This window comes from Flavobacterium sp. CBA20B-1, from assembly GCF_028473145.1.
Classification (GTDB): Bacteria; Bacteroidota; Bacteroidia; order Flavobacteriales; family Flavobacteriaceae; genus Flavobacterium.
This window is the reverse complement of record NZ_CP092370.1, coordinates 1,828,566-1,841,775: the sequence shown is the minus strand read 5'-3', so window position 1 is coordinate 1,841,775 and position 13,210 is coordinate 1,828,566. Positions and strand designations below refer to the sequence as shown.

The window sequence follows — 13,210 nt, the reverse complement described above, 5'->3', positions numbered from 1 at the left end:
TTATAAAAATTGATTAAAGGTGTATTCAGAAGTTGTTGAAGAGTTTTTTTTACAATCGCCAGTAGCACCGAAAGGAAGTGAACAACTAGAACAATAACAGTTTGAACCATCATCATTAGCCATAGATTGACAACCTGGTGATGAAGCACAAGCTTTACTTTTACATGAGCAAGTTTTTCCTCCAATTTCAAATATTCCACCACCTTTGTAAGTTAAATTGATTTTAATATTTTGTTCCCTATTTGTACTAATTGTTCGTAGAAAGAACGCATGAGAATCTGTTTCTTCAATTGTAAAATCTGTAAATTCCATTGCAGCTTCAATGTCAAGAGCAGTGCGCCAATAATTAACTAATTGATTTGGTGTCAGCTGATGAAATTCATTAGTATCTGCATCAGTAAATCCAATTACATTGTTAAAAGCAATATCATAGATCTATCTCTGCAAAAGATTTAGATTGTAGATTGGTCTCATTAACAACAGAATCTTCAGTTGTAACTTCGTCTTTCTCACAAGAAACTGCAAAAATTGATAAAAATATTAAAAGTCCTACCGAACTTAATAATAATAAATTCTTCTTTTCATTTTGAAAATATTTAAATAATTAATATTTATAAAAATAATATTTTTTTGTTAAAAAGTAATACTATTATAAAAAAATAATAAATTTTATTTTACGTTTGTAATACAAATCCAGTCAGTAGCAATATAATTAAGAACACAATCTTCTAAAATTTGCATGTTGGGTAGCGGTAAAATAATCGCGAAATATTTGATGAATTGGTTCATTGATGTGCGATGCTTTGATGCCTAACTGGAAATACAAATCTAAAATTTTGTGCGATAGATTAGCGACCAATCTTTCAGCAAACTGATGAATTTCGGTTTGAACCTCGGCTGTTATTTCCTGCTGGTTTTCTAAAAGTGTTTCAATTTTATCGGCAAAGAAATACGTTTGATTTTCTTCTGTAGAAAGGTCATTTCTAAAAAACGATAAATCTAACTGCGGTCTTATTTTTTCTGCTTCGTCTAAAAAATGTGTTGCCATTCCCAGATAATTTACCAACAAAGTTAAATCGGCAAAAATGCGAAACGGAATGCGATCTAAAACGGCATCGGTATAAAATTCGTTGTAAATAAAACTGTGATGAACATCAACCAAAACGTTATCAACCGTGAACGAAAAAGTTCCGGTCGCCTGCATTCCCATAGCGTTCCAATCGGCAATAATTGTTGCCTGATCATTTGGAATAATAAAAGATCGAATCAACTCTTTACCACTTTCATCTAAAACAGGCTGATCGTTTTCGGTAACCACAGCGTTCAATGTAAAATGACTCAAATGTGGTGCGCCGGTCGCAAACGTCCATCTGCCATTAATCAAATAAAAATCGTTTAGTTTTTCGGCAGTTCCGCCTATAGCTCCGCTTCCGCCAAAGCAGGTAAAATTATCTTTAAAAAGTTCTTTCACAATTTCCGGTTTCAGGTTGCGCGAAAAATAATTGGCACCTGCACACAATGTAATCATCCAACCCAGACTTCCATCGATTAAAGCCAATGATTTTAAAAGTTTTAATCCGTTGGTAAAGTTCAAACCCAAACCGCCATACATTTTAGGAACCCAAATTTGCAGCCAACGTTCGTTATAAATGTGCTCCATCACATCAGCAGGAATTTCTTTGGCTCCCAATAGTTTTTCTTGAATTTCGGAATTATACATGTTTTTGCTGCTTTAAAATTTTGTACCAGTTAATGTATCCAAAAATAGCAACCACAAACAAAAAGGCGGTTAAGGCAGCGTACAAATAAAGTTCTTTATGAATTAAAAGCGGCACGGCAAGAAAATTACTAATGTTTAGCAACACCCAGTTTTCTATTTTGCGTTTCGCCATAAGCCACATACCCGCCCAGGCAAAAGCAGTAACAAGAGAATCCCAAAGCGGCACATCGCTGTCAGTGTAATTGGTTAAAAAGACATAAAAAATTAAAAATGCAGCAACCACAATGCCTGTTGCTTTGTATTTCTCTGTAGTTGTGGTAAACGAAATGGGCGTTTCAGTTTGTTGTTTGCCAAATTTCCAGAACAGCCAACCGTAAACGCTCATTACCAAATAGTAAAAATCGAGTGTAAACTCAGCATAAAGTTTGGCATTGAACTTAACAAACATCGCCAAAATAATCCCGGCAATTCCAAAAAGATAATTGTGAATGTTGTTTCTTTGTGCCAACAACACTTGCACTACTGCAAAAAAAACACCCAGCCATTCTAACCAAGAGGTTTTTGATAAAATTTCCTGCATCATATAAATAAATTAAATGATGAGATGATAAAGTTACAATCCCTACGCCGGCATTATCCGGATCAGGTGCAGAACAAAGTTCATGGGTATCATCTCAGCCAATCGTAATCGGCACCCCATTGCATTTTCAAAATTGATGATTTTTTCTGGATTGCGAAAGGATTTTACATATATATTAAATACTTTTGCAAAAAAAAAAACATGAGTAATATTTGTACCAATTGTAACACGGAGAATAATTTAGATGCTAAATTTTGTAAAAGTTGCGGGCATTCTTTGCCGAAGCAGACTCCTTTAGAAGAAGTAGTACACGCTAAAACCGATAAGAAAGTAATTAAGAGAAAATCGAATTTGCTTGTTGTAATAGGTTCTGTTGTAGGTTTTTTCGCGATGTATTTCCTGGTTCAATATCTTTTTAATAACGATAGTTCTGTAGATAAGGAGATGAAACTTGTTGCAGATGAAATTAATAAAATGTGTCCGGTACAAGTAGATGAAGAAACTGTTTTAGAAAATACAATGGCAGCACCTGGAAAGATTTTTCAATACAATTACAAGTTGATTAATCTTGAAAAATCGGAAATTCAAATAGATACATTCCGAAAATATGTATATCCGGGTATTTTAGAAAACATCAAAACAAATCCTTCTATGGAGCCTCAAAGAAAAATGGAAGTAACCCTTAGGTATTATTACAAAGATAAAAATGGTGCTTTTGTTGACGAATATGTTGTGAAACCAAACGATTACAAATAAAAAACCTCCCTTTCAACTGAAAGGGAGATTTTTGTTTTAAGCATTTTGCTGTTCTTTAATGTGTTGTTTAATACGCTCTTCTAATTCTTCCTGAAGTTCCGGGTTATCTTTAATGAGACCTTTCACCGCATCGCGACCCTGACCTAATTTGGTATCGCCATAGCTAAACCATGATCCTGACTTTTTAACGATTTCAAAATCAACAGCTAAATCTAAAATTTCACCTGTTTTTGATATTCCTTCGCCATACATAATGTCAAATTCAGCGGTGCGGAACGGTGGTGCCACTTTGTTTTTAATGATTTTAACCTTTGTACGGTTCCCCATTACGTTGTCGCCGTCTTTAATTTGGGTTGATTTGCGAATATCTAAACGAACCGATGCGTAGAACTTCAAAGCATTACCACCTGTGGTGGTTTCTGGGTTTCCAAACATCACCCCAATTTTTTCACGCAACTGGTTAATAAAAAATACCGTACAATTTGTTTTTGAAATAGTAGCGGTTAACTTTCGCAAGGCTTGCGACATTAAACGTGCGTGTAGTCCCATTTTAGAATCGCCCATTTCGCCTTCAATTTCGCTTTTTGGTGTCAATGCAGCAACCGAGTCAATAACTACTAAATCAATTGCACCTGAACGAATCAAGTTTTCGGCAATTTCTAGCGCTTGTTCCCCATTGTCGGGTTGTGAAATAATCAAATTATCAATATCTACCCCCAATTTCTGCGCATAAAAACGATCAAAAGCATGTTCAGCATCAATAAAAGCGGCAATTCCACCAGCTTTTTGTGCTTCTGCAATGGCATGTAATGTTAAAGTGGTTTTACCAGACGATTCAGGACCGTAGATTTCAATAATCCTTCCACGCGGATACCCCATTACTCCCAAAGCCAAATCTAACCCTAATGAACCCGATGGAATAGCATCTACCTCTTCCACTGCACTATCGCCCAATTTCATTACGGTGCCCTTGCCGTATGTTTTGTCTAATTTATCTAATGTTAATTGTAAAGCCTTTAATTTTGCTTCTTTATCTGCACTCATAATTTATTTCTTTTCTAAGGTAAAAATACCTTTTTTTATTGAATAATTAAATATAAATCTTTTTTAAAACGCAATAAATATTTTGATGAACCAAAAACCTTTCGTACCTTAATTTATCAAAACAACATATTGCTATGAGAAATTTAATTTTAATGATGGGATTGTGTTCCATCGCGTTTTACAGTTGCAAAGATACAACTGAATCACGACAAAAAATGTCGTCTGAAAAAAAATTAGAACGAAAGTATGAAAAAGCCCAATCATATACCTATACAAATTGGGTGCTGAAAAGTAGCGATTCGGTTCGCAAAGTTTTCAAAGAAAAATTTACTTCCGAACAGCTTACAACTATTGTGGCGCTGAACCGAGTTGATAAAAGCACTTTTGCTACGGTTGACACCTTGCTGATTCCCGATCAGTTTGATGATGATTTTTTGGCATATGCTCCTTTTCCTTATATATTAAACAGTGCAAAAAAAATATCTAAATTAGCCATATTTTCCTATCCCATTCAAGCGTATGGTTTGTACGAAAATGGCGAACTGGTAAAATGGGGACCATCAAGTATGGGGTCTAAAGAGCATGCAACGCCCACAGGTTTGTATTTCTGTAATTGGAAAGGTGAAGAAGTGATCAGCACGTTTGATGACGAATGGGTTTTACGCTGGAACTTTAATATTGAAAACGAAGAAGGAATTGGCTGGCATCAATATTCTATGCCCGGTTATCCGGCATCGCACTCTTGTTTGCGCTTGTTAGAAGCCGATGCGAAATGGATGTATGATTGGGCAGACGAATGGATTTTGGCTGATAAAGAAACAGTAAAGGCAAAAGGTACACCTGTAATTATTTATGGAAGCTATGATTTTAAGGGAAGAAAACCTTGGTTAGATTTAGCAAAAAACAGTCATGCCAATGATATTTCTGCCGAAACGTTGAACGAAATTGTGAAAAAACATCAAACCAATATCCTAAAAGAACAGAAAAATAGGGCTGCTGTAACGAATGCTAAATAATTTATTCCGAATTCATTAACCAATTATTTTAACAAACGGTTTTTTTATTATTTTCGTAAAAAATTTGGAATGAAAAAAATTATTGTTGTATTGTCGCTAACGTTGTTTTTGGCAAGTTGTAAAAAAGAAGTTGAAACCGATACGGTAGAGTTTGAAGAAGACACCACTACGGTTGATCGTTCTATGGAAAATCAAATTGATTCGATAGCCATAAAAAGGAATGATTCCATTGAAATGGTTAAAAAAGATTCCATTGCAGCCGTAAAAAAAGCAGCAATAGAGGAAAGTAAAAAATCTAATAAATTCAGTGTTTTTAAGGGCGATGCTTATAGTTATTGGCCCATTAAGCCAAGCGATTCACTGCGAAAACTTTTTTACAATACTTTTACGAAAGAACAGCAATACACCATTGCTGCGCTGAATCGTATCGATACGGATCATATCAAAACCCGCGACACACTTATTGTGCCCAACGAGTTTAAAACAGCGTTTATAGATTACAGCCCTTTTCCGCGCAAATTAAGCAATATAACTGAAGTTCCTAAAATAATCATTTTTTCGTACCCCATTCAAGCCTATGGTGTGTATGAAAATGGAAATTTGGTGAAATGGGGACCAACCAACATGGGTAAGAAAGCATCGCAAACACCTAGAGGGTTGTTTTTTACCAACTGGAAAGGACGTAAAGTTACAAGTACTGTTGATGATGAATGGATTTTAAATTGGAACTTCAACATCAGCAACCACGGCGGTGTGGGCTGGCATCAATATGCTTTGCCTGGATATCCCGCTTCGCATTCGTGTTTGCGATTGTTAGATGCCGATGCACAATGGTTATACAATTGGGCAGACCAATGGGTGTTAACAGAAGATCGAAACACAGTAAAGGTAAAAGGAACACCAGTAATTGTTTATGGCGATTACAAGTTTGGCGTGAAAGGTATTTGGCACCAATTAGTGGAGAATCCATCGATAACAACCCTTTCGAAAAGTGAGTTAGAAGCCATTATTGAACCTTATTTGTCCGAAATTTTTAATCAGCAAACTATTCGAGAAGCCTATAACGAAGCAAAATTAAACAACAAACCTAAGGAAGATAGTTTGAAAATTGTGAAAGATAGTATGAAATAATTTATTATATTTACACTTATAACATTGTAAATAAGTAAATTATGAAGAAATATACTTTTTTGTATCAATTGGTCGTAGTGTTTTTCACAGCATGTTCATTTGTTTCTTGTCGGTATTTAGATGATGCAGTTACAACACCAATTACATCAAATTGCGATAAAAATGCAATCTTAGACCCTACACAATTCACAAATGTTTCAACCACAAATTACAGCATTACCAATGTAGTTTTAAACGGTGATTGTTTAGAAATTATCGTTTCTTCAAGCGGTTGTGATCCTAATAATTGGGATATGAATTTAATTGGTGTAGCAAGTACTACCAATGTTTACCCACCTTTATTTCATGCAAAAGTAGAATTAATTAATAACGAAGCCTGCCAAGCAGTTTTTCAAAAAACACATTCTTTTGACTTAACTCCCTTTCAAATGGCTGGTCAAAATACCGTTCAAATAACTCTAGATGGTTGGAACACAAACATCATGTATCAATACTAAAACTTTAAAATTCTATGATTTTCGTCATTTGAAGTTTAAAAATATTAATCATAACTTTGCAACCGGATTCTTCCATTTAGAGTCTGGTTTTTTTTATTCAATTTTATCACTTAAATGTTTATAGCATGCAACTGTATAACACCTTAAGCGCCGAACAGCGCGCACAATTAATCGAAGAAGCGGGACAAAACCGTATCACACTTTCTTTTTATCAATACGCAAAAATCCAAGATCCCCAACAATTTAGAAACGAATTATTTTTGGCATGGTCAAAATTAGATGCTTTGGGCAGAACGTATGTGGCACATGAAGGGATTAATGCGCAAATGAGCGTTCCAGCAGAAAATTTGGAAGCGTTCAGAGAAACTTTGGAAGCGTATGATTTTATGAAAGGAATACGGTTGAATGTGGCTGTAGAGCAAGACGATTTATCGTTTCTAAAACTAACGGTTAAAGTGCGCAATAAAATTGTTGCCGATGGATTAGATGATGCTACATTTGATGTTACCAATAAAGGAATCCATTTAAATGCAAAGGAATTCAATGAAATGTTGAACGATCCAGATGTGATTTTGGTAGATTTTCGAAACCATTACGAAAGCGAAGTTGGTCATTTTACAGGAGCCATTACACCCGATGTGGATACCTTTCGCGAATCATTGCCTATTATAAACGAGCAACTGCAAGATCACAAACAAAATAAAAAATTATTAATGTATTGTACCGGCGGCATCCGTTGCGAAAAAGCCAGTGCCTACTTTAAACATCAAGGTTTCGAAAATGTTTTTCAGTTAGAAGGCGGAATTATAGAATACACACGTCAGGTTAAAGCCGAAGGTTTAGAAAGCAAATTTATCGGGAAAAACTTTGTGTTTGATCACCGTTTGGGCGAACGTATTACTAACGATATCATTGCAAATTGCCATCAATGCGGCAAACCTTGCGACACCCACGTGAATTGTGCCAATGAGGCATGTCATTTGCTGTTTATTCAGTGCGATGAATGTCATGAAGCAATGCACGGTTGTTGTTCCAACGAATGTTTAGATATCATACAATTACCCGTAGAAGAACAAAAACGCCTGCGAAAAGGACAGCAAAAAGGTAATTTAATCTTTAAAAAAGGAAAATCACCTGCCTTAAAATTTAAGAAAGAACGCAATGTTTTTGAAGAAGTAGTTCCTGTAAAAGTAGCAACCGTAACCGAAATTCGCAAAAAGAAACACGAGCGAAAAATCTTAGTAGGTCAAGGCGAACATTTCTTCACAAAAGCATCGGTAGCACAATTTACCATCACAAACAATGAAGTAAAAGTAGGGGATGAGGTGTTAATCTCAGGACCATCAACCGGAGAAGAGCGAATGGTTTTAACTGCTTTTAAAGTGAATGGTACAGAAGCTAAAGTTGCACAAGCAGGTGACAAAATAACCTTTGTGGTTCCGTTCCGCATTCGTTTGTCTGATAAACTATATCTTATTAAAAAGTTGTAAGTTTTTAGCACCAATTTTGTCATTCAGAACGAAGTGAGGAATCTCATAAAACACACAAATTCATAAAAATATTCTAAAGCAAGTTGGTAAATTACTAACTTGCTTTTTTAATAAAATGATTTTAAGAATGAAAAAAATATACTACCTAAAAACCTGCGATACCTGTAAACGCATTTTAAAACAAATTGATAACATACAAGAATTTCAATTACAAGATATTAAAGAAGAATCTGTAACCTTAAAACAAGTTGAAGAAATGTACAAGCTAACAGGCAATTACGAAACTTTGTTTAGCAAGCGTGCAAAACTTTACAAAGAAATGGGATTAAAAGATGAAAACCTTGCCGAAACCGATTTTAAGCGATACATTTTAGAACATTATACCTTTTTGGCACGGCCGGTGATTATTTATGAACAGCAAATATTTGTAGGAAATAATAAAAAAACAATCGATGCAATGCTTCAAAAAGTAAACAACAGTTAAGCATTTTTACGCTGCTGAAACTACCTTTTTTCATATAGCACAAATATGGTATTTTGATCAAACCGCCTTGTTTTTAAAGAGCAAAGTGTTAGTTTTAACATAAATTTTTAAAAAATCAAGTTGTATGAAAAAATTATTTGCAGAGTTCTTTGGAACTTTTTGGCTGGTTTTTGGCGGATGTGGAGCGGCAGTTTTTGCTGCAGGCGTACCCGAAATTGGTATAGGTTTAGCGGGTGTTTCGTTGGCCTTTGGTTTAACCGTTTTAACAATGGCTTATGCAGTAGGGCATATTTCAGGCGGACATTTTAACCCGGCAGTTTCGTTTGGTTTGTTTGCCAGTGGTAGATTTCCCGCAAAAGACTTATTCCCGTACATTGTTTCGCAAGTGTTGGGCGCATCGGCTGCAGCGGCATGTTTGTGGTTTATTTTAAACGGAGCAGGTGCATTTAGCGTTGAAGGTGTAGGAGCCTTTGCAACAAACTTCTACGAAATGGAAGGATATGCAGGCAGAAGCTACAGCATGGAAGCTGCATTTGCAGCAGAATTTTTGTTAACAGCATTTTTCCTAATCATAATTTTAGGAGCAACAGACAAATGGGCAAACGGTAAATTTGCCGGTATTGCTATTGGTTTGGCATTAACGTTGATTCATTTAATATCTATTCCAATCACCAATACATCGGTAAATCCGGCACGTTCTACTTCGCAAGCGCTATTTGTTCAAGGTGAAGCATTATCGCAATTATGGTTGTTCTGGGCAGCACCAATTGCCGGTGCAATCGTTGGAGGGTTAATCTATAAATTTTTACTTCAGAAAACAGAAGAATAGGTTTTGATTAAGTAATAAAATGGCACATAGTATTCTTTAGCTTCTAATAGAATACTATGTGCCATTTTTTATAGTATTTTCCAACTTTCCTCACTATTCAAAAATTAAAAATAAATTTTTACTTTTTGGTTAATTGTATTGAAAAATACGTATATTTATAAAGAAATCAGTGTAATATTATGAAAGAACGTGCTATAATAGCTGATTTTTAAGAAAATTTAGAAAAATAGGGAAAATGAAAAAATACATCATTTTTTTGTTATTCTTTGGCATTAAAGGTTTTTGTCAAACAGGAATTAATACGCGCAATCCGCACAGTTCAGCCGAATTAGAAGTACAGTCAGACACCAAAGGTTTTTTACCACCACGATTAACATCGGCAGCCATAAGCACCTTATCAGCAACAGCTGCAGAAGGACTTATTGTTTTCGATAAAGACAAAAAATTGTTTTTAGGCTGGGATGGTTTAAAATGGCAAATATTAGGCAATGCAGTGGCAACAACTTCTACAAGCTTTGCATCGTGGGAAGTAAACGGAATCACTAATTACGGCCCGTCGCCCTTTTCTGCATCAACTATAAATGCAAATCTTAGTAGTGCTGCATTGAGCAGAGGATCTGGTTTATCTACAACTGGTGGTGGTGCTAACGATACTTGGGGCGGATCAGATTTTAATAATTTAACACTTGCAGATGCAATCACGAATGGCGATTTCTTTGAATGTACCTTGAATTTTGTATCTGGCAAAACCGTTTCTTTTAATCAAATTAATGCTATGAATATTCGTACAACCAATACTGGATCCACCAATATTCAATGGCAATATAGTATAAATGGCAGTACTTTTGTGAATATAGGAAGTGCTTACACTTTAACATCTACGGCTGCTACGGGAAACAATATTCCTAACATAGACCTTACGTTGTATTACGATTTGCAGAATATCAATACAACTTCAACACCCACAATCACATTTAGAATGCTAGGTTTTGGTGGAACTGCAAATTCTGGTAGAACCTATATTAATAATATTTCAGGAAACGATATAGAGATACTTGGGTCTGTTCAGTAAATTCGGAAGTATTCATCGCAAAAATAGATTGATTTCGTGTTGATAATAATTACAAAACTTTCACAAAGAAATCCTAAAAAGCAAACAATTCTATGGGAGATAAAAATGTTTTGGTTACCTTCCTAATTAGAATTATTTTAAAACCGTATATCGCATGATTTGGACTAAACAGCAACAAACAGATAAGGTCTTAAGTATTGTAATTACTTGCAGTTTTCTATTTTGGTTTTTGGCGAAAATTCCCTATTTATGGGATTATACTTTATTTGGTGTTTTCTATGAAATGGGTGCATTAATCACCATGGTTAGTACTTTACTTATTACGTTTTATTTTTTAGTAAGATGGGTGATGAATAGGTTTTCAGTAAACAAAATGCATTTATACGTTTTTTTACTCGGAGGTATCACTTTGCTTATGATGAGGTTTGTTTATAGTATATCTTTTTCAGGAATTACACTTTTTTAAAACGGTAAATAAATTTAAAAAGTCCCGCATTTGCGGGACTTTTTACAACTAAACTAACCAAAATAAATTTTCCTTTTCATAACTTATATCGGTTAATCAATTAGTGTGCCAAAAATATTATTTTAGCAGAAAAACTAAAAATAATGCGGGTATCATGTAAATTACAATGGTTCGTGCACCGTCGTAATCTTTTGCGATTCGTTGACCAAAAAGTAAGAATAACAAAGTGATACACGAAACAATTCCTGAGTATAACGCTATTTCTTTGTTGTCATTCATAGTTAAAAACCAAATTCCGGCAAGCGCTAAGATTCCGGCAATGATTTCCAGAATCAAGATAATTCCTAACGAAAACGGAACTTTATTTCCTAAAAAAGTATTTGCAAAATGCGATTTTAACCAACCAACATTTCCGTTCCAATCTGCCATTTTATCGTAACCCGATTGCAAAAAGGTAATAGCCAAGAACAATAAAATAAGTATTTCTGTAATGTGATTCATGTTGTTTAAATTTTTTTGTAAAGGTAAAATTTATTTTACGGATTCTGTTCCAAATTCGTAAATCTTATCCGGAGTGATACAATAATCTAAGCGAATATCATTGCGATTTGTATCGGCAATTGTTGGTTCAGCATCAAAAAAAGACACACCTACTTTAACAACATTGGGCTTGCATTTTGATAAAAATAAATCATAGAAACCTTTGCCATAACCCACGCGGTTTCCTGAAACATCATAAGCCAATAGCGGAACAAAAACAACGTTGATCTGCTTATCTGCAACCGAAAAACCGTTTTGAGGTTCGGGTATGTTCCATTCGTTTTTTTTAATGGTGACATTATCTGTTAGTAAAACATGCTGCATGGTTCTGTTTTCAAAATCAGATTTAGAAACAATCACATTTTTATCTTTCCCGTTTAAGATATGCAACAGATAATCGGTCTGAACTTCTCTATGCTCGTGAATCGACAGAAAAATATGATAATTCTCAAAATTCCAAATGGGTAATTTTAATGCCTGATTGGCAATTTTTAAACTGAAATCCTCTATTTCGTCTGTGCTTAAAGCACCTCGTAAACTTTTGTATTTTCTCCGTAAATCTTTTTTATTCATCTTTTAATTGGGTTGAAATATGATAAACCGCATCGCCTTGAAACACAATAGATGCTTGGTTTTCACAAATAATGTATCCGTCATTTGGTGCTAAAATAGGTTCTTCTACCAAACCGTAGGGGTCTGTAATTATTCCCAATATTGCGCCTTCTTTTACAAATGTTCCGTTTGGAGTGAAATTGTGTAGTAAACCTGAGTATTGCGCCCTGATCCATGTAGAATTTTCAATATAAATCATTTTTTTATTGGGTTTTTCCACTGAAAAATTCTTGTGCAGCATTTGCAATTTATCCAAAAAGCGAACCGTACCTTTTATACCTTCTTCAATAATACTTGTATTAATATCCAAAGCTTTTCCACCTTCAAAAAGCAAATATTTTTTGCCTAATTTATCACATGATGATCTAAAAGATCCATCAATATTATTGGAATACAGCAAAAATTGGGTAGAAAATGCATCGGCCAAATCATCTAACTCTTTGTTGTTGGGTTCAATACGAATTTGTGGGGCATTGAATCTACTGCGTCCTCCTGCATGAAAATCAATCACGTAGTCAACCGTTGGTATCACATCGTTCATAATGCGATAAGCAAATCTGCTTGCCAGCGAACCATTTGCCGAACCAGGAAACACACGGTTTAAGTCGCGCCCGTCGGGAAAATCGCGCGATTGGTTCACAAAACCAAATACATTTACAAGCGGCATGCAAATAATGGTGCCACGTTCGGGATAATTAAGTCCTTTTCGAATAATTTGCCGAACAATCTCAATACCAGTTAGTTCATCGCCGTGAAGCCCCGCAGTAAGCAAAACTGTTGGGCCTTCATACACCGAACGCGAAACAATAATCGGAATTTTCAACTGGGTCATGGTATGCAGTTTGGCAATTTTTAACTCAATTGTTTTTGTTGCCCCAGGAATAATCGATTTACCTAAAATTTTAAGGTTGCGAGATGTAAATTCCATAGTTAAATTTTATATAATGGTTTTTAAAGATACTGTTTTAGCCCA

General features: G+C 35.0%; 15 protein-coding genes and 1 riboswitch. Of the genes, 8 read left to right on the top strand and 7 right to left on the bottom strand.

Features of this window, described 5'->3' with window-relative positions:
• The 3 genes from MG290_RS09155 to pnuC form a co-directional block, all read right to left on the bottom strand.
• Positions 1–312 (bottom strand): hypothetical protein, encoded by a 312-nt coding sequence (locus tag MG290_RS09155; RefSeq protein ID WP_264561012.1) that lies wholly within the window; start codon positions 310–312, stop codon positions 1–3.
• Positions 313–712: 400 nt separating this feature from the next.
• Positions 713–1,720, bottom strand: coding sequence for a hypothetical protein (locus MG290_RS09150; RefSeq protein ID WP_264561011.1), 1,008 nt, complete (start codon positions 1,718–1,720; stop codon positions 713–715).
• Positions 1,713–2,303 (bottom strand): nicotinamide riboside transporter PnuC, encoded by a 591-nt coding sequence (pnuC, locus tag MG290_RS09145; protein WP_264561010.1) that lies wholly within the window; start codon positions 2,301–2,303, stop codon positions 1,713–1,715. The genes MG290_RS09150 and pnuC overlap by 8 nt, the downstream gene beginning before the upstream one ends.
• Positions 2,304–2,322: 19 nt before the next feature.
• Positions 2,323–2,429, bottom strand: a riboswitch (TPP riboswitch).
• A gap of 72 nt (positions 2,430–2,501) precedes the next feature.
• Between pnuC and MG290_RS09140 the strand changes: the two genes are divergently transcribed.
• Positions 2,502–3,056 carry a zinc ribbon domain-containing protein gene (locus MG290_RS09140; protein WP_264561009.1) on the top strand — a complete coding sequence of 185 codons (555 nt, stop codon included), beginning with the start codon at positions 2,502–2,504 and terminating at the stop codon, positions 3,054–3,056.
• 36 nt (positions 3,057–3,092) lie between these two features.
• Here MG290_RS09140 and recA read toward each other — a convergent pair whose 3' ends face one another.
• Positions 3,093–4,100 (bottom strand): recombinase RecA, encoded by a 1,008-nt coding sequence (recA, locus tag MG290_RS09135; protein ID WP_264561008.1) that lies wholly within the window; start codon positions 4,098–4,100, stop codon positions 3,093–3,095.
• Between the two features lie 134 nt (positions 4,101–4,234).
• Here recA and MG290_RS09130 point away from each other — a divergent pair, with 134 nt between their 5' ends.
• From MG290_RS09130 to MG290_RS09100, 7 genes are all read left to right on the top strand, one after another.
• Positions 4,235–5,116 carry a L,D-transpeptidase gene (locus MG290_RS09130; protein WP_264561007.1) on the top strand — a complete coding sequence of 294 codons (882 nt, stop codon included), beginning with the start codon at positions 4,235–4,237 and terminating at the stop codon, positions 5,114–5,116.
• A gap of 69 nt (positions 5,117–5,185) precedes the next feature.
• Positions 5,186–6,247, top strand: coding sequence for a L,D-transpeptidase (locus MG290_RS09125; RefSeq protein WP_264561006.1), 1,062 nt, complete (start codon positions 5,186–5,188; stop codon positions 6,245–6,247).
• Positions 6,248–6,288: 41 nt separating this feature from the next.
• The gene (locus MG290_RS09120; protein ID WP_264561005.1) at positions 6,289–6,744 is read left to right on the top strand and encodes a hypothetical protein; all 456 of its coding nucleotides are present in this window, start codon (positions 6,289–6,291) and stop codon (positions 6,742–6,744) included.
• A gap of 125 nt (positions 6,745–6,869) precedes the next feature.
• Complete coding sequence (gene trhO, locus MG290_RS09115; RefSeq protein ID WP_264561004.1) at positions 6,870–8,234, top strand: oxygen-dependent tRNA uridine(34) hydroxylase TrhO; 1,365 nt, start codon at positions 6,870–6,872, stop codon at positions 8,232–8,234.
• A 127-nt stretch (positions 8,235–8,361) separates the two neighbouring features.
• Entirely contained in the window at positions 8,362–8,718 is a 357-nt protein-coding gene (locus MG290_RS09110; RefSeq protein WP_264561003.1) for an arsenate reductase family protein, read from the top strand.
• Between the two features lie 103 nt (positions 8,719–8,821).
• Positions 8,822–9,547, top strand: coding sequence for an aquaporin Z (gene aqpZ, locus MG290_RS09105; RefSeq protein ID WP_264563196.1), 726 nt, complete (start codon positions 8,822–8,824; stop codon positions 9,545–9,547).
• A gap of 235 nt (positions 9,548–9,782) precedes the next feature.
• Positions 9,783–10,619: a hypothetical protein gene (locus MG290_RS09100; RefSeq protein ID WP_264561002.1), complete on the top strand. Its 837-nt coding sequence runs from the start codon at positions 9,783–9,785 to the stop codon at positions 10,617–10,619.
• A gap of 583 nt (positions 10,620–11,202) precedes the next feature.
• Here the strand turns inward: MG290_RS09100 and MG290_RS09095 are convergent.
• From MG290_RS09095 to MG290_RS09085, 3 genes are read right to left on the bottom strand one after another with little or no spacing between them, the layout of a single operon-like run.
• Positions 11,203–11,586 (bottom strand): DoxX family protein, encoded by a 384-nt coding sequence (locus MG290_RS09095; protein ID WP_264561001.1) that lies wholly within the window; start codon positions 11,584–11,586, stop codon positions 11,203–11,205.
• A 30-nt stretch (positions 11,587–11,616) separates the two neighbouring features.
• The gene (locus tag MG290_RS09090) at positions 11,617–12,198 is read right to left on the bottom strand and encodes a 5-formyltetrahydrofolate cyclo-ligase (protein ID WP_264561000.1); all 582 of its coding nucleotides are present in this window, start codon (positions 12,196–12,198) and stop codon (positions 11,617–11,619) included.
• A complete protein-coding gene (locus MG290_RS09085; protein WP_264560999.1) occupies positions 12,191–13,165 on the bottom strand; it encodes a succinylglutamate desuccinylase/aspartoacylase family protein in 975 nt (324 codons plus the stop codon). Before MG290_RS09085 ends, MG290_RS09090 begins: the two co-directional genes overlap by 8 nt.
• Positions 13,166–13,210: the final 45 nt, after the last annotated feature.

What these genes read in the sequence shown, in the direction of transcription:
- MG290_RS09155 (WP_264561012.1), bottom strand. Translation starts at nt 312, where the DNA reads ATGGAATTTACAGATTTTACAATTGAAGAAACAGATTCTCATGCGTTC.
- MG290_RS09150 (WP_264561011.1), bottom strand. Translation starts at nt 1,720, where the DNA reads ATGTATAATTCCGAAATTCAAGAAAAACTATTGGGAGCCAAAGAAATT.
- pnuC (WP_264561010.1), bottom strand. Translation starts at nt 2,303, where the DNA reads ATGATGCAGGAAATTTTATCAAAAACCTCTTGGTTAGAATGGCTGGGT.
- MG290_RS09140 (WP_264561009.1), top strand. Translation starts at nt 2,502, where the DNA reads ATGAGTAATATTTGTACCAATTGTAACACGGAGAATAATTTAGATGCT.
- recA (WP_264561008.1), bottom strand. Translation starts at nt 4,100, where the DNA reads ATGAGTGCAGATAAAGAAGCAAAATTAAAGGCTTTACAATTAACATTA.
- MG290_RS09130 (WP_264561007.1), top strand. Translation starts at nt 4,235, where the DNA reads ATGAGAAATTTAATTTTAATGATGGGATTGTGTTCCATCGCGTTTTAC.
- MG290_RS09125 (WP_264561006.1), top strand. Translation starts at nt 5,186, where the DNA reads ATGAAAAAAATTATTGTTGTATTGTCGCTAACGTTGTTTTTGGCAAGT.
- MG290_RS09120 (WP_264561005.1), top strand. Translation starts at nt 6,289, where the DNA reads ATGAAGAAATATACTTTTTTGTATCAATTGGTCGTAGTGTTTTTCACA.
- trhO (WP_264561004.1), top strand. Translation starts at nt 6,870, where the DNA reads ATGCAACTGTATAACACCTTAAGCGCCGAACAGCGCGCACAATTAATC.
- MG290_RS09110 (WP_264561003.1), top strand. Translation starts at nt 8,362, where the DNA reads ATGAAAAAAATATACTACCTAAAAACCTGCGATACCTGTAAACGCATT.
- MG290_RS09100 (WP_264561002.1), top strand. Translation starts at nt 9,783, where the DNA reads ATGAAAAAATACATCATTTTTTTGTTATTCTTTGGCATTAAAGGTTTT.
- MG290_RS09095 (WP_264561001.1), bottom strand. Translation starts at nt 11,586, where the DNA reads ATGAATCACATTACAGAAATACTTATTTTATTGTTCTTGGCTATTACC.
- MG290_RS09090 (WP_264561000.1), bottom strand. Translation starts at nt 12,198, where the DNA reads ATGAATAAAAAAGATTTACGGAGAAAATACAAAAGTTTACGAGGTGCT.
- MG290_RS09085 (WP_264560999.1), bottom strand. Translation starts at nt 13,165, where the DNA reads ATGGAATTTACATCTCGCAACCTTAAAATTTTAGGTAAATCGATTATT.